Annotated in this window: 24 protein-coding genes and 1 pseudogene; 4 read left to right on the top strand and 21 right to left on the bottom strand. The window is 40.9% G+C overall.

Going from position 1 to position 25,558, the window contains the following annotated elements:
* Positions 1 to 93 precede the first annotated feature (93 nt).
* From ACVBD2_RS03800 to ACVBD2_RS03770, 7 genes are all read right to left on the bottom strand, one after another.
* Positions 94 to 1,428: an Nramp family divalent metal transporter gene (locus ACVBD2_RS03800; RefSeq protein ID WP_084946243.1), complete on the bottom strand. Its 1,335-nt coding sequence runs from the start codon at positions 1,426 to 1,428 to the stop codon at positions 94 to 96.
* 216 nt (positions 1,429 to 1,644) lie between these two features.
* A complete protein-coding gene (carB, locus tag ACVBD2_RS03795; protein WP_461686158.1) occupies positions 1,645 to 4,821 on the bottom strand; it encodes a carbamoyl-phosphate synthase large subunit in 3,177 nt (1,058 codons plus the stop codon).
* Positions 4,822 to 5,248: 427 nt separating this feature from the next.
* A complete protein-coding gene (locus tag ACVBD2_RS03790; protein ID WP_461686157.1) occupies positions 5,249 to 6,331 on the bottom strand; it encodes a carbamoyl phosphate synthase small subunit in 1,083 nt (360 codons plus the stop codon).
* A 49-nt stretch (positions 6,332 to 6,380) separates the two neighbouring features.
* Positions 6,381 to 7,304, bottom strand: coding sequence for an aspartate carbamoyltransferase catalytic subunit (locus ACVBD2_RS03785; protein WP_001293859.1), 924 nt, complete (start codon positions 7,302 to 7,304; stop codon positions 6,381 to 6,383).
* A 21-nt stretch (positions 7,305 to 7,325) separates the two neighbouring features.
* Positions 7,326 to 7,847, bottom strand: coding sequence for a bifunctional pyr operon transcriptional regulator/uracil phosphoribosyltransferase PyrR (gene pyrR, locus ACVBD2_RS03780; RefSeq protein WP_061416553.1), 522 nt, complete (start codon positions 7,845 to 7,847; stop codon positions 7,326 to 7,328).
* Positions 7,848 to 8,055: 208 nt separating this feature from the next.
* Positions 8,056 to 8,685 carry an endonuclease III gene (gene nth, locus ACVBD2_RS03775; RefSeq protein WP_461686156.1) on the bottom strand — a complete coding sequence of 210 codons (630 nt, stop codon included), beginning with the start codon at positions 8,683 to 8,685 and terminating at the stop codon, positions 8,056 to 8,058.
* Entirely contained in the window at positions 8,686 to 9,228 is a 543-nt protein-coding gene (locus ACVBD2_RS03770) for a YceD family protein (protein WP_461686155.1), read from the bottom strand.
* A 168-nt stretch (positions 9,229 to 9,396) separates the two neighbouring features.
* Between ACVBD2_RS03770 and ACVBD2_RS03765 the strand changes: the two genes are divergently transcribed.
* Both ACVBD2_RS03765 and ACVBD2_RS03760 read left to right on the top strand, forming a co-directional pair.
* Positions 9,397 to 9,726 carry a helicase BlpT gene (locus ACVBD2_RS03765; protein WP_461686154.1) on the top strand — a complete coding sequence of 110 codons (330 nt, stop codon included), beginning with the start codon at positions 9,397 to 9,399 and terminating at the stop codon, positions 9,724 to 9,726.
* Positions 9,727 to 10,056: 330 nt separating this feature from the next.
* Positions 10,057 to 11,616, top strand: coding sequence for an ATP-binding cassette domain-containing protein (locus ACVBD2_RS03760; protein WP_461686153.1), 1,560 nt, complete (start codon positions 10,057 to 10,059; stop codon positions 11,614 to 11,616).
* A 183-nt stretch (positions 11,617 to 11,799) separates the two neighbouring features.
* Here ACVBD2_RS03760 and ACVBD2_RS03755 read toward each other — a convergent pair whose 3' ends face one another.
* The 6 genes and pseudogenes from ACVBD2_RS03755 to ACVBD2_RS03730 all read right to left on the bottom strand — a co-directional run bounded on the left by ACVBD2_RS03755 (position 11,800) and on the right by ACVBD2_RS03730 (position 15,650).
* Complete coding sequence (locus tag ACVBD2_RS03755; protein WP_000202415.1) at positions 11,800 to 12,429, bottom strand: ABC-2 transporter permease; 630 nt, start codon at positions 12,427 to 12,429, stop codon at positions 11,800 to 11,802.
* Positions 12,429 to 13,277: an ABC transporter ATP-binding protein gene (locus ACVBD2_RS03750; RefSeq protein ID WP_000049613.1), complete on the bottom strand. Its 849-nt coding sequence runs from the start codon at positions 13,275 to 13,277 to the stop codon at positions 12,429 to 12,431. Before ACVBD2_RS03750 ends, ACVBD2_RS03755 begins: the two co-directional genes overlap by 1 nt.
* Positions 13,270 to 13,650, bottom strand: a complete 381-nt coding sequence (locus ACVBD2_RS03745; protein WP_001025497.1) for a GntR family transcriptional regulator — start codon at positions 13,648 to 13,650, stop codon at positions 13,270 to 13,272. Before ACVBD2_RS03745 ends, ACVBD2_RS03750 begins: the two co-directional genes overlap by 8 nt.
* Positions 13,651 to 13,766: 116 nt before the next feature.
* A pseudogene (locus tag ACVBD2_RS03740) lies at positions 13,767 to 14,128 on the bottom strand (RNA polymerase sigma factor).
* A gap of 60 nt (positions 14,129 to 14,188) precedes the next feature.
* Complete coding sequence (gene htpX, locus ACVBD2_RS03735; RefSeq protein ID WP_461686152.1) at positions 14,189 to 15,088, bottom strand: zinc metalloprotease HtpX; 900 nt, start codon at positions 15,086 to 15,088, stop codon at positions 14,189 to 14,191.
* A 1-nt stretch (position 15,089) separates the two neighbouring features.
* Positions 15,090 to 15,650: a LemA family protein gene (locus tag ACVBD2_RS03730; protein WP_007521503.1), complete on the bottom strand. Its 561-nt coding sequence runs from the start codon at positions 15,648 to 15,650 to the stop codon at positions 15,090 to 15,092.
* A 93-nt stretch (positions 15,651 to 15,743) separates the two neighbouring features.
* Here ACVBD2_RS03730 and rsmG point away from each other — a divergent pair, with 93 nt between their 5' ends.
* Positions 15,744 to 16,457, top strand: coding sequence for a 16S rRNA (guanine(527)-N(7))-methyltransferase RsmG (gene rsmG, locus ACVBD2_RS03725; RefSeq protein WP_461686151.1), 714 nt, complete (start codon positions 15,744 to 15,746; stop codon positions 16,455 to 16,457).
* Positions 16,458 to 16,826: 369 nt separating this feature from the next.
* The gene (locus ACVBD2_RS03720) at positions 16,827 to 18,110 is read left to right on the top strand and encodes a uracil-xanthine permease family protein (protein WP_000808282.1); all 1,284 of its coding nucleotides are present in this window, start codon (positions 16,827 to 16,829) and stop codon (positions 18,108 to 18,110) included.
* A gap of 48 nt (positions 18,111 to 18,158) precedes the next feature.
* On the opposite strand, the gene ACVBD2_RS03715 is transcribed toward ACVBD2_RS03720, so the two are convergent.
* The 8 genes from ACVBD2_RS03715 to ACVBD2_RS03680 all read right to left on the bottom strand — a co-directional run bounded on the left by ACVBD2_RS03715 (position 18,159) and on the right by ACVBD2_RS03680 (position 25,552).
* Entirely contained in the window at positions 18,159 to 18,917 is a 759-nt protein-coding gene (locus ACVBD2_RS03715) for a CPBP family intramembrane glutamic endopeptidase (protein WP_461686150.1), read from the bottom strand.
* A gap of 144 nt (positions 18,918 to 19,061) precedes the next feature.
* Positions 19,062 to 19,973 (bottom strand): DMT family transporter, encoded by a 912-nt coding sequence (locus ACVBD2_RS03710; protein ID WP_461686149.1) that lies wholly within the window; start codon positions 19,971 to 19,973, stop codon positions 19,062 to 19,064.
* Positions 19,974 to 19,981: 8 nt separating this feature from the next.
* Complete coding sequence (locus ACVBD2_RS03705) at positions 19,982 to 20,917, bottom strand: serine hydrolase domain-containing protein (protein ID WP_084947649.1); 936 nt, start codon at positions 20,915 to 20,917, stop codon at positions 19,982 to 19,984.
* Entirely contained in the window at positions 20,914 to 21,639 is a 726-nt protein-coding gene (locus tag ACVBD2_RS03700; RefSeq protein WP_461686148.1) for a CppA N-terminal domain-containing protein, read from the bottom strand. The genes ACVBD2_RS03705 and ACVBD2_RS03700 overlap by 4 nt, the downstream gene beginning before the upstream one ends.
* 122 nt (positions 21,640 to 21,761) lie before the next feature.
* The gene (gla, locus tag ACVBD2_RS03695) at positions 21,762 to 22,631 is read right to left on the bottom strand and encodes an aquaglyceroporin Gla (protein WP_461686147.1); all 870 of its coding nucleotides are present in this window, start codon (positions 22,629 to 22,631) and stop codon (positions 21,762 to 21,764) included.
* Between the two features lie 156 nt (positions 22,632 to 22,787).
* Complete coding sequence (locus tag ACVBD2_RS03690; protein WP_461686146.1) at positions 22,788 to 23,954, bottom strand: ATP-grasp domain-containing protein; 1,167 nt, start codon at positions 23,952 to 23,954, stop codon at positions 22,788 to 22,790.
* A gap of 12 nt (positions 23,955 to 23,966) precedes the next feature.
* Positions 23,967 to 24,707, bottom strand: coding sequence for an esterase family protein (locus tag ACVBD2_RS03685; RefSeq protein ID WP_000546816.1), 741 nt, complete (start codon positions 24,705 to 24,707; stop codon positions 23,967 to 23,969).
* A gap of 20 nt (positions 24,708 to 24,727) precedes the next feature.
* Complete coding sequence (locus ACVBD2_RS03680; protein ID WP_084947634.1) at positions 24,728 to 25,552, bottom strand: alpha/beta hydrolase; 825 nt, start codon at positions 25,550 to 25,552, stop codon at positions 24,728 to 24,730.
* Positions 25,553 to 25,558: the final 6 nt, after the last annotated feature.

Genomic DNA, 25,558 nt, shown 5'->3' with positions numbered 1-25,558 from the left:
CTGTTCTTTTTTTTACTTCTTTTTATAAATCAACCACTACTATTATCTCAATATCAAGCTTCAAGCTAGTGCCGAGAACTAATTTGAACAAGTTTAAAAAATATCGAAAAGAAGCTTGATATTGAGAATGGTTAAGATAATGGAAACTGCGTAGCCTAGGATTGTGTTCCACTTAGCATTGGTAAATTCTCCCATCAGTGACTTTTTAGAAGTCAGATAGATTAAGGGGAAGATTGAAAACGGAAGAGCAATTGACAGAAAAACTTGTGAATAGACCAATAACTGATCCAAGGTTTTTTCTTGATGTCCAAACAAGACGGCAACAATAATCACAGGAAGCAAGGCAAAAATACGGGTACCGATACGAATAATCCACTGAGGCAATTTCAGATGCAAGAAACCTTCCATGACAATCTGTCCTGTCAAGGTACCTGTAATAGTCGAATTTTGGCCACTTGCTAAGAGAGCTAGAGCAAATAAAGTTGACAGAGTTGAGCTGGCTATCGCTCCTGCTATTGTTGAATCCTGTAAAGCATTGTACATTTGAGAAAAAGCTGAAATTTCAGATGCATGACCAAAAAAGAGGGAGGCACCTAAAATGAGAAGCAAGGAATTGACAATAAAGGCTAAGGACAACTGAAGATTTGAATCCCATGTCATAAAACGCACGGCTTTCCGAACATCCTTCTTATCTTTGTGATTGATTTTCCTTGTTTGGGATAGGGATGAATGAAGATAGAGATTATGGGGCATGACTGTCGCTCCTACAATTCCTAGAGCTAATGTTAATTGGCTTTCATGACCTGGTAACGGTGTTTCAAATAAAGTTGAAGTTGGTAAATAACCACCAATAATCCCCTGAATACTTGGACTGGATAAGGCCACAAGATAGGTAAAGATGGCTAATATGGTTAAAATAAGAGTCGTAACAATGGCTTCAATTTTTTTGAAGCCAAATTTCATCAATAAAAGTAACAAAAATACATCTAAAACGGTTAGGAGGATAGCAATCATAATCGGTATTTTAAACAAAAGATTTAAGGCAATCGCTGAGCCTAGAACCTCAGCTAAGTCTGTCGCCATTAAAGCCAATTCTAAAATCACCCACAAACTATAGCGAAGCCACTTGGGAGCATGATGAGCTGTTGCCTGTGCTAGGTCCATCCTAGTCACGATACCGAGCTTTCCAGCCATCTGTTGTAACTGCATAGCAATGATGGATGAAATCAAAATAACAAATAAGAGACTATACTTGTAGGAAGCACCACCAACCACGCTGGTAATCCAGTTTCCAGGATCCATGTAGCCAACTGCTACAAGGGCTCCAGGTCCTAAAAATGCTTTTAGATTTTGCCAAAAATGATTGTTATTCGGAGTTTCAATAGATTGATTGATCTCAGAAAGAGAGACTTTTTTGTAAGAAGACATCGGAATTTTACACTTTCTAATCTGTCTTTACCTATTTTCTTAATGGAATTTTTGAAAATATCATGAAAATAGTTTCCTATTTCCAATTCTTCCTTATTATATCACATTTTAGAATGATTCTTAAGGAAAGAATGATGGTTGAAATAGGCAATTTCTGTATTGCAAAAGCCAGCGTTTTCTAACGCTGGCTTTAAAACTGTGAAAATTCTTTCTCAACTAGATCGCTTCTGTAACAAAACTACGACTTTCTAGTACCTTGAGCATGGCATTAGCTGTATCTAGAGCTGTAAAGAGGGGCACACCGTGTTCAATGGCTGAACGGCGGATTTGCTCACCATCTTCATCAGCAGTTCGCTTGGTTCCGACAGTATTGATGATCGCTTGAATTTTCCCTTTGCGGACAAAGCTTGGGATATCCTTCTCATCATCACCAATCTTACCAACAGGTTGGGCTTGAAGTCCATGACTGGCAAAGAAGGCTGCTGTCCCTTCTGTCGCAAGGATACCATAACCGATATTTTGGAAACGACGAGCCAAGTCCAAGGCTTCTTCTTTGGCATCATCTGCGATAGTAAAGACTACATTTCCAAAGGTTGGCAAGTGCAGGTAAGAAGCTTCAAAGGCCTTATAGAGAGCTTTTTCTAGAGTTGTATCCGAACCCATGACTTCCCCTGTTGACTTCATTTCAGGACCTAACAAGCTGTCTACCTTAGCTAGTTTCGTAAAGGAGAAGACTGGCGCCTTGATATGAACGCGAGTGCTTTCTGGATAAAGTCCATCTTGGTAGCCAAGTTCTTCAAGACTTTGACCAAGAATGAGCTTAGTCGCTACCTGAGCCATAGGGATATTGGTTACCTTAGAAAGGAATGGCACCGTACGGCTAGCACGTGGATTAACCTCAATAACATAGACTTTTTCATCCTTGATGACAAACTGAATGTTCATCATCCCAAGACAGTTAAGACCGATTGCTAGGCGTTTGGTGTAGTCTGCGATTGTTTCTTGGACTTTTTGAGACAAGGTTTGTGGTGGGTAAACGGCCATTGAGTCACCTGAGTGGACACCGGCACGTTCGATATGTTCCATGATACCAGGGATGAGAACATTTTCTCCATCTGAAATGGCATCGACTTCACACTCCTGACCAACGATGTATGAGTCAACAAGGACTGGGTGGTCTGGACTGGCCTTAACAGCCGTACGCATGTAAGAACGAAGGTCTTCTTCGTTTTCTACGATTTCCATAGCACGTCCACCCAAGACATAAGATGGACGAACGAGGACTGGGAAACCAATCTTGCGAGCAGCAAGCACAGCTTCTTCTTCATTAGTTGCTGTTTGTCCTGGTGGCTGTGGAATATCCAAGTCTTTCAGAGCTTGCTCAAAGAGGTCACGGTCTTCGGCACGGTCCAAGTCAGTTACTTGGGTACCAAGGATGGTCACACCTGCTTTTGCCAAAGGCTCTGCAAGGTTGATGGCTGTTTGACCACCGAACTGAACGATAACACCTTTTGGTTGCTCCAAGTCAATAACATTCATGACATCTTCGAATGTTAATGGCTCAAAGTAAAGTTTGTCTGATACCGAGAAGTCGGTTGAAACGGTCTCTGGATTTGAGTTCATGATGATCGCTTCATAACCAGCAGCCTGAATCGCCTTAACAGAGTGTACAGTTGCATAGTCAAACTCAACCCCTTGACCGATACGGATTGGACCTGAACCTAGGACTAGGACGGATTCCTTATCAGACTTGATAGACTCGTTTTCCCAGCCATAGGTTGAATAGAAATATGGTGTTTCAGAGTCAAACTCCGCCGCACAGGTATCGACCATCTTGTAAACTGGTACAATCTTGTTTTCCAAGCGAAGTTGGCGAACTTGGTCAGCTGTCGTTTCCCAGAGTTCAGCAATCTTACGGTCTGAGAAACCATTAAGTTTAGCTGTTTTCAAGACTTCTAGATCTTGTGGATGGGCACCCAATTCTTGCTCAATTTCAAAGATGTGCAAGAGTTTATCCAGATAGAAGATATCAATCTTAGTCAATTCAGCAATTTCTTCTGGAGTGTAACCACGGCGAATAGCCTCTGATACATAGAAGAGACGGTCATCTTGGGCTTTCACAACCTTTTCAATCAAGGCATCATCCGAAACAGATGCTAGTTCAGGCATTTCATTGTGGTGAACCCCAATTTCAAGAGAGCGACATGCCTTGAGAAGTGACTCCTCAATGTTACGACCAATGGCCATGACTTCCCCAGTCGCTTTCATCTGAGTTCCAAGACGACGCTCACCTTTTTCAAACTTGTCAAATGGGAAACGTGGAATCTTAGCAACGACATAGTCGAGAGCTGGCTCAAACATGGCATAGGTTGAACCTGTAACTGGGTTGATGACCTCATCCAAGGTCAAACCGACGGCAATCTTAGCAGCTAATTTAGCAATCGGATAACCCGTCGCCTTAGAAGCAAGGGCTGACGAACGTGATACACGAGGATTTACTTCGATGACATAATACTTAAAGCTGTGTGGATCAAGAGCCAGCTGAACGTTACATCCGCCTTCAATCTTGAGAGCACGAATAATGCTCAAGCTGGCATCACGGAGCATTTGGTTTTCATAGTCAGACATGGTTTGCGCAGGAGCAAATACAATGGAGTCTCCTGTGTGAATCCCAACAGGGTCAAAGTTTTCCATGTTACAAACAACGAGGGCATTGTCAGCTGAATCGCGCATAACCTCGTATTCGATTTCCTTGAAACCAGCGATTGAACGTTCAATCAAACATTGGGTAACAGGTGACAGTTTCAACCCATTTTCAGCGATTTCACGCAATTCTTCCTCGTTGGCACACATACCACCACCAGTACCACCAAGTGTGAAAGCTGGACGAACGATAACAGGATAGCCGATTGACGCCGCAAAGGCAACAGCTTCTTCCACTGTGTTGACAATTTCAGATTCTGGAATTGGCTGCTCAAGCTCTTCCATCAATTGTTTAAAGAGGTCACGGTCCTCTGCTTGGTCAATGGCAGATAATTTAGTTCCCAGTAGTTCGACACCCAATTCATCTAGAATGCCATTCTTAGACAATTCCATGGCCATATTGAGCCCTGTTTGACCACCAAGAGTTGGAAGCAAAGCATCTGGACGTTCCTTACGGAGAATACGAGTTACAAACTCAAGTGTGATTGGCTCGATGTAGACCTTGTCCGCAATCTCCTTATCCGTCATGATAGTGGCAGGGTTTGAGTTCACCAAGACAACTTCATAACCTTCCTCTTTCAAAGACAAGCAGGCCTGGGTCCCCGCATAGTCAAACTCAGCAGCCTGACCAATAATAATCGGACCAGAACCAATCACCATAATTTTTTGAATATCAGTACGTTTAGGCATAGTTTATGATACAAAGCCTGTCAAGAACAAAGTGAAAATAGGAAACTCGGTGCAGACGCCTTCAGCGTCAAGATGATGTTTATCTTTTTCACACAGTTCTTAGGGCGTGTTCACTTCCGCGAACAATGTATCTTCTCCTTTCTATTCGTCGCCTCACAGAGCGACATTAAATAAATTCTCCGACGATTTTTTAGCGAAACGATACTTTTCGATAAAAAATCTAGTGCAGGGAGTTTTTAGTTCGCCTAATAGCGACTAAAAGAAACGACCTGCCTTTCTATTCGTCGCCTCACAGGGCAACATTAAATAAATTCTCCGATGATTTTTCAATAATAAATCGAGTGTAAAAATTTTCAGCATCTCATTTCTCAACTAAAAGAAAGGACTTGCCTTTTTATTTGACAAACCTCTGACAGAGTTTCCTATATCAGCGATTAGCAGATTTAAACGACTCCATCATTTCGATAAATTCATCAAAGAGATAGCTTGCATCATGCGGTCCTGGAGCTGCATCTGGGTGGAATTGCACAGAGAAACCTGGTTGGTATCTGTGACGCACACCTTCAACTGACTTGTCATTGATTTCTTCATGGGTAATAATCAAATGCTCTGGCAAATCCTCACGGCTAACCGCATAACCATGGTTCTGGCTAGTAAAGTCTACTCGGCCTGTTGCAATTTCACGCACCGCGTGGTTAAATCCACGGTGACCAAACTTCATCTTGTAGGTCTTAGCACCATTTGCCATAGCAAAAAGTTGATGTCCCATACAGATACCAAAGATCGGAATTTTCCCTTGCACACCACGAATCATATCGAGCGCCTGGGGAACATCTTCTGGGTTACCTGGACCGTTTGACAACATGACCCCGTCAGGATGGAGATGGAGAATCTCTTCTGCTGTTGTTGTGTATGGAACAACGGTCACGTTACAGTTACGCTTAGATAGTTCGCGTAAGATGGAGTGTTTGAGACCAAAGTCTACCAATACGACACTCAATCCAACTCCAGGAGCAGGATAAGCTGTCTTAGTAGAGACTTGCTTGATATTATCTGTCGGTAGAACTGTCGCTTGGAGCTGGTCTATGATATGGTCCATCGTATCACCAACATGCGTAAGGGTTGCACGCATGGTACCATGCTTACGGATAATTTTTGTCAAAGCCCGGGTATCAATTCCTGAGATACCTGGGATTTTCTTCGCTTTCAAGAATTCATCCAAGGTCATTTGATTGCGCCAGTTACTTGCTCTACGCGCTTCTTCAAAAACTACTACTCCCTTACAGGTAGGATTGATGGATTCGTAGTCGTCACGATTAATTCCGTAATTTCCCACCAAAGGGTAGGTAAAGGTTAAGATTTGTCCATTGTAAGACTGGTCTGTAATGGATTCTTGGTAACCAGTCATCCCTGTGTTAAAGACGATTTCCCCTGTTACATCAATATCTGCTCCGAAGGCCTTGCCTTCAAATACTGAACCATCTTCTAATACTAGAAGTCGTTTTTTCATCTACTCACCTCTCGTTGATGCTCTCAGACATCTTTTAACGCTTTGTGCCTTATTTTGCTTTTCTATAGGCCAGCACAGATTCTAAAATTGCCATTCTGACAAAGACACCGTTGGTCATTTGCTGAACAATACGTGATTTCGGTGCTTCTACCAAGTGATCAGCGATTTCCACATCACGATTGACTGGAGCTGGGTGCATAAGGATTGCTTTTTCTTTCAAGCGGTCATAGCGTTCTTGTGTCAAACCATGCTGGTTATGATAGTCTTCTTTTGAAAATCCTGTCACAATTTCATGACGTTCATGCTGCACACGAAGAAACATCATAACATCTACTTGATCAATCACCTCATCAATTGATACAAAGCGACCGTAATGTTCAAACTCCTCACTTCTCCATTCCTCAGGACCTGCAAAGTAAAGCTCCGCTCCCAAGCGTTTAAGGATTTGCATATTAGACTTAGCTACCCGTGAGTGGTTGAGGTCGCCAGCGATAGCCACCTTAAGACCTTCAAAATGTCCAAATTCTTCATAAATTGTCATCAAATCAAGCAAACTTTGGCTAGGGTGTTGCCCTGAACCGTCCCCACCATTGATAATCGAAGTTGTGATGGTCGGGCTAGCAATCAATTCTCTGTAGTAGTCCACCTCTGGGTGACGAATGACACAGGCATCCACTCCTAGTGCAGACAGCGTCAAGATCGTGTCATAGAGTGTTTCACCCTTATTCACTGAACTGGTCTTCACATCGAAATCCAAAAGATCAAGTCCAAGTTTCAGTTCTGCTACCTCAAAGGATTTGTGGGTACGAGTTGAACTTTCAAAGAAAAGGTTGGAAACGATATGTTGTTCCTCATAAGAAGCACTCGCTCCGTTTTTAAATTCGATTCCTCGTTTGATCAATTTCATTACTTGTTCTACAGTAAGGTCTTCCATAGAAACGACATGTTGCAAAGCTTGTTGATTTTCTGACATTTTTTTACTCCTTTTAGTGTTTTAGGCTTGTTCTGTGATTAGTACTCTGTCTTGTCCATCTAGTTCTGTCATCTCTACGATAATTTCTTCAGAACGACTGGTTGGGATGTTTTTTCCAACATAGTCCGGACGGATTGGAAGTTCTCTGTGGCCACGATCAACCAAGACTGCCAAACTCACACGAGCAGGGCGACCATGGCTAACAATATTGTCAATAGCAGCTCGGATAGTCCGACCTGTATAGAGTACATCGTCCACCAAGATGACTTCCCGATCTGTCACATCAACAGAGATTACAGAGGTATCTTCTCCACTTTTGACATCGTCACGGAAAGGTTTAGTATCTAGTTCTACCACTGGAACAGCGATATTTTCTAACTGTTCCAAGCGTTCTTGGATACGACGAGCGATAAAAACACCTCGCGTTTTAATACCAGCCAAAACGATTTTATTCAAATCTTTGTTTCGCTCAATAATCTCGTAGGTAATCCGAGTAATCGCTCGTTTGACGGTCAATTCGTCTACAACTTCTTTTGTCCTCATGACAAACCTCCAAAAAGAAAAGTCTCCTTAACAAGGAGACTTCAAAATGTATAGCCAAGCCAGCTCTACTGTAAAGAGTATAGACTTCTGCTATCTATTGATCCGACTCCTTGACTGCCTCACGGGACAGGTTTAAAGGAATATTTTATTGTTATCACTATATCACAAAGAAAGGATCAATGCAAGAAAAAAACATAAAATTTTCATCTTATAACGAACTAAAATCATATAATTGTGGATAGTGATCGCATTCTGGGTTCTTTGGGTGACAGATAGCCCGTCCAAAGTAAATCATAGCCTGATGGGCCGCCAACCATTTCTCTGGAGGCAGAACATCCATGACACGTTTTTCTACTTCGAGGGGCGTGGCCGATTTTTTAACAATATCATGATGCTTGCAGATACGCTCAACATGAGTATCAACTGCAAAGGCTGGAATTCCAAAGCCCACACTCATGACTACGTTAGCTGTTTTGCGTCCAACACCTGCTAGGCTTTCTAATTCCTCTCGAGTCTGAGGCACTTGACCATTAAAATCGTCTAGTAACTGCTGGGCACATTTTTTAAGAAATTTAGCTTTATTGCGATAAAGTCCTAGACGGGAAATGTGTGAAGCAATTTCACTTTCAGTTGCTACAGACATGGCTTGTGGCGTTGGAAAAGCAGCAAAGAGACCTGGCGTGGTCTTATTTACCGCTGCATCTGTCGTCTGAGCTGACAACATCACTGCAACCAGTAGTTCAAAATGATTGCGAAAATCAAGACTAGGCTTAGCATCTGGAAAGAGGGCAATTATTTCCTCAATGACATGACGGGCACGTTTCTTGGATAAAACCATCTACTCGTCTCCATCAAATAGTCCTTGCAAACCAGCAAATGGACTGTTTTCTTCTTTTTTGACTGCTTGTTGGGCTTGATATTCGTCTTCAGTCATGATTTGCCAGTCATTTCCTGATACAAAACCTTGGCCCGCCTCTTCTTCTGCCGTCAAGACTTTGATTGGGATATTGAGTAGGATATTATCTGCTATGCTCTCAGCAAGGTCGATTTCCCCATTTTCGATAGGCAAGACCAAGTCATCGTCTAGAACTTCCTGGTCCAGTTGGTTGGTCGCTCCTTCCATGAAAACTTCTGTGACTGGATAAGACTCAGCCAACTCAACTGGCTCCATACTTCGGCTGGAAGCAAGAACAATGGTATATGACAACTGATAGTCTAAGAAATACAGACGGTCTTCGTACTGGACCTTCCCAACAGCAAGGATATCTTTGACATCTAAAATTTCTTGATTTCTTTTACGCAAGTCTGCTGCCAGGTCTAAAGCTTGTTCAAAATGCAGGCCTTCAGGTTGCTTACGAATTTCTTGAATATTTAACTTCATATTTCCTCCATAAAGATGTACTTACTTGATTATACCATGAAAAGGCTATAAGTCAGCCTCCCAAACTTTGAGATTAAAATCTCATTTTTTAACATATTTACTATGACAAACTTTCCTATTAGTGCTATACTATAGGCAAGAATACATCAGAGCAAGGAGGATGCTCATATGGAAGACAAAGCACTGATTAACGAAGCTTACCAACTCCTTTCCGAGTTAAATAAAAGTTTCCAAAGTTGCAAACAAGGTACAGCCGATGATTTTCGTCTACAAGAACTGCTAAACAGCACTCTCAAGGAACTTAAAAAAGCGGAAAAGCTTGACAACAGTATCTTAATCGACCTTGAGAAATTTTACCAACGTACCAGTCTTCTGATTGGACTTGGTAGCCTAAAACTGAACGATCAAGCACGCACCGCTTGGCGCAACTATGACAAGTTCCTTTATGAGCATGTCAAACACGTCTTAACTCTCTATGGACCTGTTTTCGGTTTTTAGAGTTTGAAATTACTTGTTTTCTATTGACAAAATTTCCTGAAAGGTATAGGATAGAGGTACTAATACTCGGAGGTAAGGGAGACATGAACAACTAATCTATCAAATAAAGAATCTTTATTTAGTAGATCTTGTTTTTGTCTCTTTTTGTGTGCTCTTTTTATACTAGATTTTCTAGTATCTTGTTCTCATTGAAAATCGAAAAACTAGAAAGCTATGCTCCTCTTGGGTTGGGTTAGGCAGCTCCAAGCTAGTTTGACGAGTTTTTCAACGAGGATAATAGAGTTTTGACAGTGACTTTGGGCTCTACTAGATAAAGTAGAGCTTTTTGTTATGCACAATGGACATTCTAGAAAGGGCAACAATATGATAAAAATCAATCATCTAACCATCACTCAAAACAAAGATCTACGGGATCTTATATCTGACCTAACCATGACTATCCAAGACGGAGAAAAGGTTGCTATCATTGGTGAAGAAGGAAATGGTAAATCGACTTTACTACGAGCTTTAATGGGGGAGGCATTACCTGATTTTACTATCAAGGGCGACATCCAGTCTGACCTTCAATCACTGGCATGCATTCCTCAAAAAATCCCTGAAATCCTGAAAAATAGGACTCTACATGACTACTTCTTTTTAGATTCTGCTGATTTAGACTACAGCATTCTTTATCGTTTGGCGGAGGAGTTGCACTTTGATAGCGACCGTTTTGCTAGCGACCAAGAAATTGGTAGCCTCTCGGGGGGCGAAGCTTTGAAAGTTCAACTCATCCATGAGTTGGCAAAACCTTTTGAGATTCTATTTTTAGATGAACCTTCAAATGACCTAGACCTTGAGACGGTTGATTGGCTAAAAGGTCAGATTCGAAAGATTAGGCAAACTGTTATTTTCATTTCCCATGATGAAGACTTTCTTTCTCAAACGGCTGATACTATTGTCCACTTGCGACTGGTCAAGCATCGGAAAGAAGCGGAAACGCTAGTCGAGCATTTAGACTATGATCGCTATAGTGAGGAGAGAAAGGCTAATTTTGCAAGACAAAGCCAGCAAGCTGCTAACGACCAGAGAGCCTATGACAAAACCATGGAAAAACATCGCCGCGTCAAGCAAAATGTAGAAACTGCACTTCGAGCTACCAAAGACAGTACTGCCGGTCGCCTATTGGCTAAAAAGATGAAAACTGTTCTCTCTCAAGAAAAACGCTTTGAAAAGGAAGCTCAGTCCATGACCCAAAAGCCACTTGGAGAGGAACAAATCCAACTTTTCTTTTCAGACATCCAACCATTACCGGCTTCTAAAGTCTTAATCCAACTGGAAAAAGAAAATTTATTCATTGGCAAGCGCATTTTAGCTCAGGAGTTACGACTAACAGTCCGTGGCCAAGATAAAATCGGTATCATCGGGCCAAATGGTGTTGGGAAATCAACTCTGTTAGCCAAGTTGCAACAACTGCTCAGCGCCAAAAGAGAGATTTCACTTAGTTTTATGCCACAAGATTACCATAAAAAACTACAATTGGATCTATCTCCAGTAGCCTATCTCAGCCAAACTGGACAAAAAGAGGAACTACAGAAAATCCAATCTCACCTAGCCAGTCTCAATTTCAACTATCCAGAGATGCACCACCAAATCCGCTCCCTATCTGGCGGGCAACAAGGTAAACTCCTACTTTTGGATTTAGTGTTGCGCAAACCAAACTTTCTCCTTCTGGATGAGCCTACACGTAATTTTTCTCCCACTTCTCAACCCGAAATCAGAAAACTCTTTGCCTCCTATCCCGGCGGTCTGATCACTGTTTCACATGATCGACGTTTCTTAAAAGAGGTCTGTACGAGTATCTATCGTTTGACAGAAAATGGTTTGGAAGTCGTTGATTTACAAGATTTATAAATGTTGAACATAGCAAAAATCCAGAGACGACCTCTGGATTTTTTGGGCTGTTTGAGCTAACTCAAACAGCTTGAAAGATACTCACTTAATCAGAAGAACAACTTTGTTGCACTTGACTTGACAATTAAGGAAAAAATTGTTTTTCCATCTCTGCCACTTAACTACAAATTAAATAATTTATAACTAGTATTCTTTTTTCTCCATAATCATAACGGACAATTTTACTGCAAGCCCTATGATTAATATGCTTACAACTAAAATTCCTAAGCAAATCATTGATATAGAATTCTTACTAAAAATCTCCATTAGTTCTGCAAGAAAATTTGACTTTTCTTTTAACAGTGTTGATAAAGCAAATATTAAGAAATAAGTGATTACCATAATGAGTCTACCCTTTTCAGCACCATATTTAAGAATAAATGGTAATTGAATGGCAGACATAAGTATACTAGCAGCTAATGTAATTAAAGCAATAAACACTATATTATCCAATGACATTTGATTTTTTGTCATCAACAGTACAAAAATGCAGATTGAACCAACCAAACCAAAGGCAAATGCAAAGAAAAACTTGCTCAACACATAACTGCTCTTTTTTATTGGCATCGAAAATGCAAACTGTTCGAAATTTGATTTTGTATCATAGCCAAAGGCGATTGCAGTAAGTATGAGCGGAATCATTACACATATTAACGGAACCATAAACAATTCATTTTCATAAATTCCATATACAGCCAGTGCAATACTGATAGTAACCGTTAATAATAATGTCTTTTTTAAAGTTGCTATATCTTTCAAAATTAATGATGTCATTATTGTCTCACTCCTTTCACAAAGTAAATCATAATATCCTCAATTGACGGTTTTTGTAACTTGATACCATCAGGTACAAGACTCTTTTTAACAAGTAACTCTTGCCCAAAAGAATGTATTCTTCTTCCTACAATGGCTTCTTCATCAATGTTATTTACTTCTTCATTGGATAAAGTACATATACCGTAGTTTTCTTTTAACTCATCTTTTGTTTCCATAAATAAGATTTTTCCATTGTGGATAAAAGCAATGTAATCTGCCACTTTTTCTAAGTCAGATAAAATATGGGAAGAAATAAGAATTGTATGATTTTCATCTTGCATAAAATCTAATAACAAATCCAAGATTTCCTCTCTTACAATTGGGTCAAGCCCACTTGTTGCTTCATCTAAAATCAAAAGTTCAGCATTGTGAGATAAAGCAACAGCCATTGAAAGTTTCATTTTCATACCACGAGAATAGTTTTTAATCATCTTTTTATGTGGTAAATTGAATTTTTCAACGAATCCATAAAACTGCTTTTTATCCCATTTTGAATAAACTCTATGACAAAACTTTTCAACATCGATTAATGTCATTTCTTCCGGCACTAACAAATCATCAAATACCACTCCAAGTTTATCTTTCAGTTCAACACTATTAGGATTTTCCTCATCTAAAAGTCTTATATCGCCAGAGTCTTTTCTTAAAAGCCCAAGTAACAATTTTATAGTTGTACTTTTACCAGCTCCATTCTGTCCGATATATCCAACTATTGTTCCTTTCGGAATAGTAAGATTTACCGGTCCTAGTTTAAAACTGTCAAATGTTTTTACTAAATCTTTAATTTCAATAGCATATTTACTCATATTCACCCTCCACATAACTCTTTAACATTTTTATCAATTCATCACTGGATACATCTGCAATTTCTGAAAGTTCAACTACTTCTTGAAGCTTCGATTCAATTTTCTTTAAGTATTCTTCTCGAATTAGTTCTTTATTTTGTGCTGCAACAAAATTACCTTTTCCTTGTACCGAATTTATAAACCCGTCTAACTCTAATTCATCAAAAGCTCTTTTTGCAGTTAACATACTTACTCTTATTTCTTTCGCTAAGAATCTTATCGAAGGTAGTTGTTCTCCCACTTTCAAATCTCCAGAAATGATTTGTGCTTTAATTTGATTTTTTATTTGCAGATATATTGGTTCATCACTGGAATTATTTATCTGTATATTCATCATCAACCCCCTACTGTTATTTGTGTTTTAACTGTTATTATTATAGCATAACAGTTAAAACATTGCAATATCTAAAAAGAAGCAGACAAAAATTTTTTTCCCGCTTCTTCTCATTACTATCTAAATTCTTTCAGCAACTCTCTTAGCTTTTCCAATATCTTATTTCTTCTCTTTATGAGAGCTGGATGAGATATTTTTTTCATTTCAGCTACCAAACGAATAGTTTCATCATTGAAATAAAGTCTATCAATGATTTCTCTTTCTTCTTCATTTAATTTTGATAGTGCATCTCGCACTGCCTCAATCATCCTCTGTGTCTGAACGTTTTTATCTACATCAAAACCCTCATCAACTATACTATCCTCAAAATGTCCATCATTTTCAAAAGACGAGAAAAAAGCAGGTGATTTCTTCTATCCACCTGCTTCAAATATTTTTCGGCTCTATAATATTTGTAGTGGGTAAATCCCCTATGGATATTATGGAGCTTATTTTAGCTTTTCTTCAACCCACTACAGTTGACAAAGAGCCATTTTTTCTACATATGTTTCAAACGCTCAATTCGTTCTGAGATAGGTGGGTGGGTGTAAAATAGTTTTTGGAGTCCGCCACCTTTCTTGGGATCATTGATATAAAGAGCGCTACTGGCATCGTCAACATGGTGATGCATCGGCTCGCTATTTTCCAACTTACGCAAGGCATTGATCATCCCTTGAGGATTACGAGTCAGCTCCACACTGGATGCATCCGCCAGAAATTCCCTCTGACGGGAAATGGCTAATTGCACCAAGGTTGCTGCGAGAGGTGCTAGAACAATGGCTAAGAGAGAGATAACAAGCATGATAATCTCCAAACCATTTCCATCGCGATCATTATCACTCCGTCTGCGACCAGCGCCTCCCCACCACATCATCCGTCCTGCCATACTAGACAGAAGGGTAATGGCACTGGCGAGGGCGACAGCAATGGTCGAAATGCGGATATCGTAGTTTCGGATATGACTGACCTCATGCCCCATAACAGCTTCCAGTTCCTCGCGATTCATGATAGCTAGAAGACCCGAAGTGGCTGCTACTGCTGCATTCTGCGGGTTTGAACCTGTCGCAAAGGCATTTAAAGAAGAATCCTCAATGATGAAAACACGTGGCATGGGGATCTGAGCGACCATGGCCATATCTTCTACTACATGGTAGAGGTCTGGGGCTCTTTGCTCATCAACCTCACGCGCCCCATTCATAGACATGACAATCTCTGTCGATTGAAAGATCATGGTCAGAGCGTAGATAAGACCAATAATCAAGGCAATAATCATGCCACCAAGACCTGAACGCATAAAGAGATAGCCAACAGCATAACCAACCAAGGCCAAGAGTAGGAAGAAAACCAGCAACAAAATCCAGGTTTTTCGTTTATTGCTCGCAATTTGATCAAACAACATCTTAGTCACCTAATCCGCTAAAGTCAACTTTAGGAACTGCCTTTTCCTCTTCAGGTGTTTGAAGGAAGTCTGCAGCTTTAAAGCCAAATAGTCCTGCGATGATGTTACTTGGGAAGCTTTCAAGTTTTACATTGTAGTTGCTGACAACACTGTTGTAGAGTTGGCGAGAGTAAGAAATTTTATTTTCTGTATTGGTCAACTCTTCTTGCAATTTGATAAAGTTAGCACTAGCTTTCAAGTCTGGGTAATTCTCTGCTACTGCAAAGATACCAGAAATCTGGCGGGTAAGGGCATCACTGGCCTTCATCGCTTCAGCTGGTGAAGTTGCTGCGGCTACTTGTCTACGAAGTTCTGTCACCTTTTCCAAGGTAGAACCTTCATATTTGGCATAGCCTTTGACTGTTTCAATCAAGTTTGGGAGGAGATCATTACGACGCTTCAACTGAACATCGATCTGGCTCCAAGCCTCCTTGGTCTGCATACGATTTCTAACCAAACCGTTATAGCTAACAATCACAAAAATAACAATCAGAGCCAAAACTCCAAGAATAATCCAAGTCATAATCTTATTCCTTTCTGCTTTTAGATTACTACCAGTATATCAAAATTTTAATGAATATGGTAAAATAAGATGATACTAGAGAAGGAAACTACTATGAAACCAGAAACATTTTACAGCCTACTAGCTGAGCAAAATATTCCACTTTCTGACCAGCAAAAGAATCAATTTGAACGCTATTTTGAACTCTTAGTCGAGTGGAATGAAAAGATTAACCTGACCGCTATTACAGATAAAGAAGAAGTTTATCTCAAACATTTTTATGATTCGATTGCACCTATTCTGCAAGGCTTGATTTCAAATGAAACTATCAAACTTCTTGATATCGGGGCTGGTGCAGGATTTCCTAGTCTGCCCATGAAAATTCTCTATCCTCAGTTAGATGTGACCATCATTGATTCGCTCAATAAGCGCATTAACTTCCTTCAGCTTTTAGCTCAGGAGTTGGATTTGGATGGTGTTCACTTCTACCATGGACGGGCAGAAGACTTTGCCCAAGACAAGAACTTCCGTGCCCAGTTTGATGTGGTGACGGCTCGTGCGGTTGCCCGTATGCAGGTTTTGTCTGAGCTGACCATTCCCTATCTTAAAGTTGGTGGCAAACTATTGGCACTCAAGGCCAGCAATGCTCCTGAGGAATTGCTAGAAGCCAAGAATGCCATTAACCTCCTCTTTAGTAAGGTAGAGGACAACCTCAGCTATGCCCTACCAAATGGAGATCCGCGCTACATCACTGTGGTCGAAAAGAAAAAGGAAACACCTAACAAGTACCCAAGAAAGGCTGGCATGCCCAACAAACGCCCACTTTAAACAATAGTGCACCCTTGTTTAAAGTTCAGAAAACAATTTACAAAATCTGCCTCGCTTTATTATTTCTAGGCTCGGGAAAAATTCGTTTACAAAACGAACCTCGCTCTCGCATTTCCGGGCTCGGGAAAAAATGATTTACAAAATCTGCCTCGCTCTTTTATTTCTAGACTCGGGAAAAATTCGTTTACAAAACGAATTTTTTCTGCTATACTATCCTAAGCAAAGGTTTTTAATGTCATCCTGTGAGGTGACGAAGGCGCAGATTTATATAAATTTTTAAAAGATAGCTATTTTTTAAAAAGTCTTACTCTGAGGGCCTATTGCTGCAAAATAATGGGCTCTTTTTTGGTGCCCAAAAGTGAGGTTTTTATGAAACAGGAATCAACTGTTGACTTGTTACTAGACGTTGATCAACGTCCTTCTGCTGGTAAAGGTATTCTTCTAAGCTTCCAGCACGTATTTGCCATGTTTGGCGCAACCATTCTCGTTCCCTTAATTTTGGGAATGCCCGTATCGGTTGCTCTCTTTGCATCCGGTATTGGAACACTTATCTACATGATTTCTACTGGCTTTAAGGTTCCAGTTTACCTAGGTTCTTCATTCGCCTTTATCACGGCTATGTCTTTAGCCATGAAAGAAATGGGGGGCGATGTATCTGCTGCTCAAACGGGGGTAATCTTGACTGGTTTGGTCTATGTTCTTGTAGCAGCAAGTGTTCGTTTTGCAGGTACGAAATGGATTGATAAACTCTTGCCACCAATCATTATCGGACCTATGATTATCGTTATCGGTCTTGGTCTTGCTGGTTCTGCTGTAACGAATGCTGGACTCGTAGCAGACGGAAACTGGAAAAACGCCCTTGTAGCCGTTGTTACATTCTTGATTGCCGCCTTTATCAATACAAAAGGAAAAGGTTTCCTTCGTATCATTCCTTTCCTCTTTGCCATCATCGGTGGGTACATCTTCGCTATGATGCTTGGTTTGGTTGACTTTACCCCAGTCCTTCAAGCCAATTGGTTTGAAATTCCTGGTTTCTACTTGCCATTTAGTACAGGTGGAGCCTTTAAAGAGTACAACTTGTACTTCGGTCCTGAAACAATCGCCATCTTGCCAATCGCTATTGTAACCATTTCAGAACACATCGGAGACCACACAGTTTTAAGCCAAATCTGTGGCCGTCAATTCCTGAAAGAACCAGGACTTCACCGTACGCTTCTTGGTGATGGTATCGCGACATCTGTATCAGCCTTCCTCGGTGGACCAGCTAATACGACTTACGGCGAAAATACAGGGGTTATTGGGATGACTCGTATCGCTTCTGTCTCTGTTATCCGTAACGCGGCCTTCATCGCCATTGCTCTTAGCTTCCTAGGGAAATTCACTGCCTTGATTTCAACCATTCCAAATGCTGTGCTTGGTGGCATGTCCATCCTTCTCTACGGAGTTATCGCCAGCAATGGTTTGAAAGTTTTGATCAAGGAGCGCGTTGATTTCAGTCAAATGCGTAACCTCATCATTGCTAGTGCTATGCTGGTACTTGGACTTGGTGGAGCCATCCTCAAACTTGGCCCAGTTACACTTTCAGGTACTGCTTTATCAGCCATGACAGGAATTATCTTGAACTTGATCTTGCCACACGAAAATAAAGACTAATCATCTATACAAACAAAATCCACTCGATTGAGTGGATTTTTCTGATTCTTACCTTCCCCAGGCAATCAGGAGATACATGAGACTAGACCCAAACATGTCTGCCAGAGCATGCATGAGAAAGAACGGGAGGAGATTTTTCACCTTATATTTGTACAAAAAATAATAGAATAAGCCATAAACTACACCAATAACCAGCGCCCATACTAATCCTTGATAAGTGTGAAAAGAAATCCGAATGAGGGTAGAATAAAACAAAACCCGCCACTTGTGCTTTTCTTTCACTGAGGTCAACAACCCTAGAAAGAAAAACTCTTCATAGAAGCCATTTAGCAAGGCATAGGCAATTGCCATCGGACTAAGCGCTAGGAATTTCCGTATAACTTCCATGGGATCTATGTGGGCAAAAAGAGCTGGATTTAAGTAATTGTATTCACCAGTTAGTGTCGTCACCAAGTCTCCAAACAATCCCACAATGGCAAATATAAATGGAACCCAAAAGAGAAGGGACCAGGTCCAACGAATAGGAAGCTGATTGAAATCATAATTCCGAATCAAAAGGTAAAGCAAGGCCAAGGTCAGAAATATAACTTGCAGAGTGAAGTTGCTCGAATAGGCCGCTCCTTCGCCGACAGTATCACTTGCCGTATTCATTGTAGTTGACAAACCTGTCGGAAACATACTTGCTAAAAAGAGCTCCGTTGAACGAATGATAAACAGGCCAAACGTTAGAACTGTGATAATCAAAATGTCAAACCATCTCAAGTAGCGCAGGGGCTTAGTTGGGTGAATGCTTTGTAAAATTTTCATATCTCCTCCTTCTAGCAGTTAAAGATTGGTTTATTGTAAGAAAAGAAACTTAAAATTTTATAAAATTCCACTCCTATTCCTTATCCTTGATCAGTATTTCGATAGGATATTCAAAACAACCACTTTTTACGAGTAACTAGTTTCTCATTCAACCTTCTGTTTGTTTTCTATCAACAAATCTTTCAAAGAAATGATGGTTACTGCAAGTAAAATCATAGCCATACCGACAAAATCAATCGCATAGAATTGCTCTTTCATAATCAGAAAGGCAAAGAAAACAGCAGAGATGGGCTCTATGGAAGCCAATAAACTGGACTTAACAGGGCCTATCATACTAGCTCCTTTTAGGAAAGCTGTATAGGCAAAGACCGTTCCGATGATGATAATCCCAGCAAATGCAAAAAGAAAATCCAAGCTGGTCGGTATGCTGGTCTGCAAGACTCCTGTGAAGGGAAGAGCCACAACACCAGAAATAACCATGCCCACACCAATCACCAAAATACTTCCCCATTTCTTAATCAAAGCGATAGGAAGGATAATATAGAGAGCATAGGTCAAGGCAGAAAAGAGTCCCCAGAAAAGACCAGCAGGTGTGACAGACAACTGGTCAAGTTCCCCATGAGTCGCGATAAGAAAAGTCCCTCCGATTGCTAATCCAATCGAAATAATCTCAGCCAGAGTTGGTGCCACCTTGTCCTTGATACAAGTATAAATCAAGATTCCAACAGGACATACATACTGGAGAACCGTAGCCGTTCCAGCATTGGTTTCCTGAATGGCAGAAAGATAGGCAAACTGGTTTAAGAAAAGTCCAAAAACTGCAAATAGCAACAGAGATAGTAGACTTTTTCTGTCTTTTAAAAAAGCAGAGAGTTTATCCTTTGAAGTCGCATAGGATAAGATTACTAGTGCCAAGCCTGCAATGATAAGTCGTAAATTGGTCAAGACTAGAGCGGAAATCCCATGTGCCATCAGGTATTGGCCACTGGTTCCAGACAAGCCCCAAGCAATCCCTGCCACTACTGTATACAGAGTTCCTTTTACGGTTTTTGACATACTTCTTCCTACTCCTCTTGACGAATCATTTCCATCACTTGATTTCGATCGACTATCCACTGGGCACGCTCATCCTTCTCATACGTTCGATTGGATAAAAAGATAGCGGCTTCCTGTATCTCTCGATTCCACATGATGAAGGTACCTGTATAGCCCGTATGGTCGAGCCAGGTTCCCTCCAGATTCCAAGCTAGAGAACGCTCTTTATCATCTAAGGGAGAGTAATTTCGGCTCAAGTTTTCAGCAAAATCATCTTTCAGATAATGTTCCAAAAAGATTTGCAAATCCTTAACAGTTGAAAATAAACCAGCACTTCCAGCATGTTTTCCTAAAAGACGAGCTTTGGGATCGTGGATGTTTCCGGCTTCCACTCCTCTCACTGTTGGTACAGCATGCTCTACGGGGCCAAACTTGGTTTCCGTCATTCCCCATGGGTTCAAAACTTGTTCTTCTATAATCTGATCCAAGTCTTGTTCAAAGATTTTTTCCAAAAGAAAGCCCAAGAGTAAAAAGTGAACATCTGAATAGAGGAAGGCTAGCTGATTTCGTCTGTTGAGGTGAAACATGGCCTCTCTTAATTCCTCAGCGCTTAACTGGTCTCTGTTAGGAATAAAAGGATCTAGGTATGTTGCGTGGGTCAAGAGTTGACGAATAGTGATATCTGGATAATCACATTCAGCGAAATAATCCGTCACTGGTCGATCAATATTTAATTTGCCCTGCTGCCACAAGAAGGTAAAGACTGTCCCTACTCCAAGAACCTTACTGACACTGGCTAGGTCATAGACTAGCCCTGAATCTGTTTTCAAACCTTTCTCAGGGTCACTCAAGCCTAGGTAAGATTCTCTCCATTCTCCGTCCTTAAAATACGCAAAAGAGGCCCCGGGATAGACCCCTGCCTCGATTTGATTTTCTATTTTTCTTAGAATTTTTTCCCACTTCATGCTTCTTCAAACCACAATTCGATATTATTGTTGTCTTTACCAAGGAAGAATTTTTCAGACTTGGGAACAAAATAGCCTGTCTTTTCGAATTTATGACGAAGACTGGTTAAATCAAAATTCTTTACTAAAAATTTCAGCATAGACAAGTCCCAAGTAACGTTGTTTTCAACAGCCAAATCTGGCCCTTCCCCTTTGGTAAAGCTAATTGTCTTGGCTACTACTTCGGGATCAAGTATACTCTCCGTCCCCTCAGGAAAACGCAACTCCATAGAAATCTCAAATTGACTCAAGTATTTTATACTTTTATTTGAAGAAAATTCAGGAACAGTTTCCAGTGGAACCAAATCTCTTATATCATTTTCCGCATGAACAAGAATCACATCCTGTTCAGGAGAAACAATCTCAAAAGCATAACCACAGCTTCCTTTAAATAGGCGAGGAAGAGACTCCATCTGTGAAAGAAGATCCTCAATTTCAGAAGGATTCTTAACTTTTACCAAGAGTCTGGCTAGTTTCTTAAGCCCTTCAACTCTCCGAGTTCGCATACTGGGAGCCTCTTCGAGAATCAACTTTTCAACACCTGTTTGGTCACCAAGTGAAAGGAAAGCAGATTCTTCTAATAAGGGCTTCATTCCAAGAGTTTCAATGTAAAATTTTTCGTTTAATTTTCGGTTATTGACCTTCAAAGTCGGAATAATTTGTATCATTTGATTTGCATTCATAGCTTCCTCCAACTCTTTTATTTTAAAGGATTTTAGGATTTTTTACAAGCTATTCCACTTAAATTCTAGAATTTTTTACAAAAATTTCCGATAAAAAAACTGGGATTTCCCAGTTTCATTTCTTATAGGTAAAGTAGTTTAAAGACTGCTACTGCTGCAATACCAGCTGCGATTGGTGCTACAACTGGAACCCATGCATACCACCATTTTGAATCACCCTTGTGTTGACCAAGAATTGATTTAGGAAGAACTGCGTGAAGAAGACGTGGTCCGAAGTCACGAGCCGGATTCAAACCAGGTCCAGTAGGTCCACCAAGTGAAGTTACCAAGGCCATAACTAGGAAACCAAGTGCCAAGTGAGCAACTGAAAGTCCAGCAGCTGTGTGTGGTGCTACTTGAGCTTTTACTGCCAATTCACTTAAGTCAACAGTTTGACCAGCTTGAGTAGCCATTTGTTTCATGTATTGAAGAACCTCAGCTCCAAAAAAGTTTTTAGTCATTCCTAGGGCTGCAAAGAACAAAATAAACGAACCGACAAACTCATTGATAAAACCATTTACACTTGCTGCGAAACGTGATTCTTTTGTACCGTGATCAACACTTGAAATCGTTGAGAAAGTACCCAAAATGTTATTAGAATTCTCTGTCTTCAAGTAGTAAGGACGGTGAGTTGCCACAACCATAGCTTGACCAAAAATCGCTCCTAAAACTTGCGCAAGGATGTAATATGGTACTTGTTCCCAAGGGAAAAGTCCACTCACAGCAAGTCCAAGTGTGAAGGCTGGGTTGATGTGGTTACCAGATACATTACCAAACATCAAAGCTGGGATCATAACCCCCATACCATAACCAACCGCGATAACGAGCCAGCCACTTTGGTGACCTTTCGTACCTTTAAGTTCAACGTTAGCAACTGCACCATTACCAAGAATGATCAAAATGGCAGTTCCCAAAAATTCAGTGGCATATTTAATAGCCCATGTAAAATCCATTTGATAGATTCTCCTTAATTTTTTTAGACAATCCTTATTCTATCAATTTTTAGACCTTTTAGCAACAGATTTTCTAAAAGAATCTCTGGAAAACGCTTTATTTAACTTATCTTTAAGAAAAGGACAAAAGAAGTCAAACTCCTTTCATCCTTTTCGTTACTCTTGACGCTGACCAAAGTCCGCAATCATCTGCTCCATCTCTTGGCGACTCGGAGTGGTCAGCATATAAAGGTAGTCCCCTTGTAGCTCTGCAAAGGCTGCTGGCATAATTTTCTTGACCTTGAATTGCTGGCTGTATTTAGCAAGCAAGTCTTCTTCTGAATAGACATAATTTGCATTGGCACGACGTGATGTAGCTAAACAGTATTGAGGTTCAAACTCTGATGCTGGGAATTCTTCACCTGCAACAATCGCCGCATAACCTCGATAGAGATCCAAGGAGTGAGCGAAGTTATAAACATCAATGGTAAAGCCACCTGCAGGACGATTATTGTACTCAATCGCAATGTAGTCGTCCCCATCACGGAAGAACTCGATATGGAAAAAGCGTTCTCTCATACCAAATTCCTTGACAATGGCCTCGCCATACTTGCGTAATTTGGGATCCATATCCTTGAGCACATAGTAGGAATTGTCCATCTTATAAATCATGAGATCAAGTGGTGTATGGGCATAATCGAAAGTCGTTGAAAAGACGATGTTGCCGTCCTTGTCCACAAGTCCGTCAAAGGTACAGATTTCGCTAGAAGTGACAAATTTTTCAAAGAAATACACGGTTGAATGGTCCCATTCAGCCTTAAAGTGATTTACATCTTCTTCTGTCTCAAGCTTAAAGGTGGCTGCCGCTCCCACTCCGTTATCAGGTTTGGCAATCATTGGTAAACCGATTTCTTTCACAGCTTTATCTACATCTGCTTCTGTCTGGATAACAGCTCCAGGTACCACAGGGACACCTGCTTTTTTGAAAAGTTTCTTCATTTCAGACTTAAACTTGGTCTTTTTGAGATCCTCTGGTTTGGCACCAAAGACATTAAATTGCTCACGAAGGGCTGCGTCTAGCTCAAGCCAGTATTCATTGTGGGACTCGATGCGGTCGATAGGACCATGCTTGTAGAAAAGAAAGGCAACGGCACGTTTGACTTCGTCTATGTTCTCAAGATTGTCTACACGGAAATACTCAGTCAGGCTATTACGCAAAGGTTCATCTAGTTGTTCGTAAGGCTCCTGACCAATTCCCAAAACTGTGATGCCTTTATTGGCTAGCTCGATTGTAAACTGTTGAAAGTTTTGCGGATAGTAGGGAGAAATAACAAGGTAATTCATAGGCAACTCCTTTTATAGATACAGGTGTCCAAGAAAATAGGGCATTTGTTTGCGCCACCATTCCCAGTCGTGAGCAACATCGTGTCCCCATTCAGCAAACCAGGCTGGAATTTGTTTCTGGTCAAAGGCTTCTTTGAGCTTGTAGAAAGATGGTAGACCGTCTTGTTCCCAGGCACCAAGGCCCGTACAGACGACGATTTCTGCCTGACGGTAACGATCGATAAACCATCCGTCATTCTGATTCCAGATATAGTCTACAGGCGAGTTTTGGTAAATGGCATCGTCATTGTAGTAATCTCCAACGAAGAAACGCGCGTCGTAAACACCGCTGAGAGCAATCACTTTGGTAAAGACATCTGGATGCTGGAGGAAAAAATTGAGTGCATGGTAGGCCCCCATTGAGCAACCTGTTGTCATCATACCGTCAAACCAACCTGTCTTATGCTTGATAAAAGGAATCGCCTCCTCAATCACGTAGCGTTCGTAGGCACGATGCATCTCTGCTTGGTCGTGACCGTTTTTCCAAGTGGCCAACCAGCTCTCACTGTCCACACTGGATAGAGTGAAGAACTGGACACGACCTTCTTCGATAAAGGAAGCACAGGCATCTATCATGCCAAAATCATAATATTCGTTGTGACTGCCACCAGATGAAGCAAAAACAACAACTGGAATCCCAGCATGCCCATAACGGTTGAGGTACATTTCACGATTAAGATTGCCACTCCAGTGGCTGAGGTTTTCAATATGCATTGGCTTTCTCCTTTCTTAACTTACCATTTCTCTGCAAAAAATCGGAGACAGTCTGGTAAATTTTCCGACCATGGAATCTCACTATGGATGGCACCAGACTGAACTTTCAAGACAAGATTATCCAAGCCTACTCCACCTGCAATCAAATCATGGTAATAGCGAAGCGATGAGTCGATATAGGCTTGCTTGATATTGCCAGCCATCAAGGTCTTGTCCGTATCGTCTGCTTCTTCTGTTCCTACATAAATGAAAATGCGCTGATCAGGCGACAATTTCTTACGCTCGATGTAGCGGTTAAAGGCTTCTTGGTGGAGCCAGTTGGCAGATGAGAAGACACCTAGACAACCAATTCGGTCTTGGTACTCTAGTCCGATAAACTGGGTAATATTGCCTCCTAGTGACGAACCAATCATAGCCGTATGCTGGCGATCAGCTTTGGTACGATAGGTTTCATCGATAAAAGGCTTGACCACCTCCATGACAAACTCGGCATACTCCACACCCTTACCGCCAAACTGCTGGCCTGGGATAGGAGATTCTTGAAACTTCCAAGCCGCATACTCATTCATCCGTCCCATGCCGTCATTATCTATGGCAACGACAATCATGCGACTGATGTCAGGATTTCGTTTAATGGCTGGAATAATCTTCCAAGAGTGTCCGATATAAGACTCCTTGCTGTAAAAGACATTTTGCCCATCATGAAAGTAAACAACAGGGTAAAAACGGTCTGTATCTTTCTCATAATCCTTTGGCAGGAGAACACGCACACGACGCTCCTTTCCTGTATAAGGTACCTTGAGTTTGTGTTCTTTCATTTTCAAGTAAAAGTAGGAATGATTCATTGTCAG

The sequence above is a fragment of the Streptococcus sp. KHUD_018 genome, from assembly GCF_054861215.1.
This window is presented reverse-complemented; position numbering and strand designations above follow the sequence as displayed.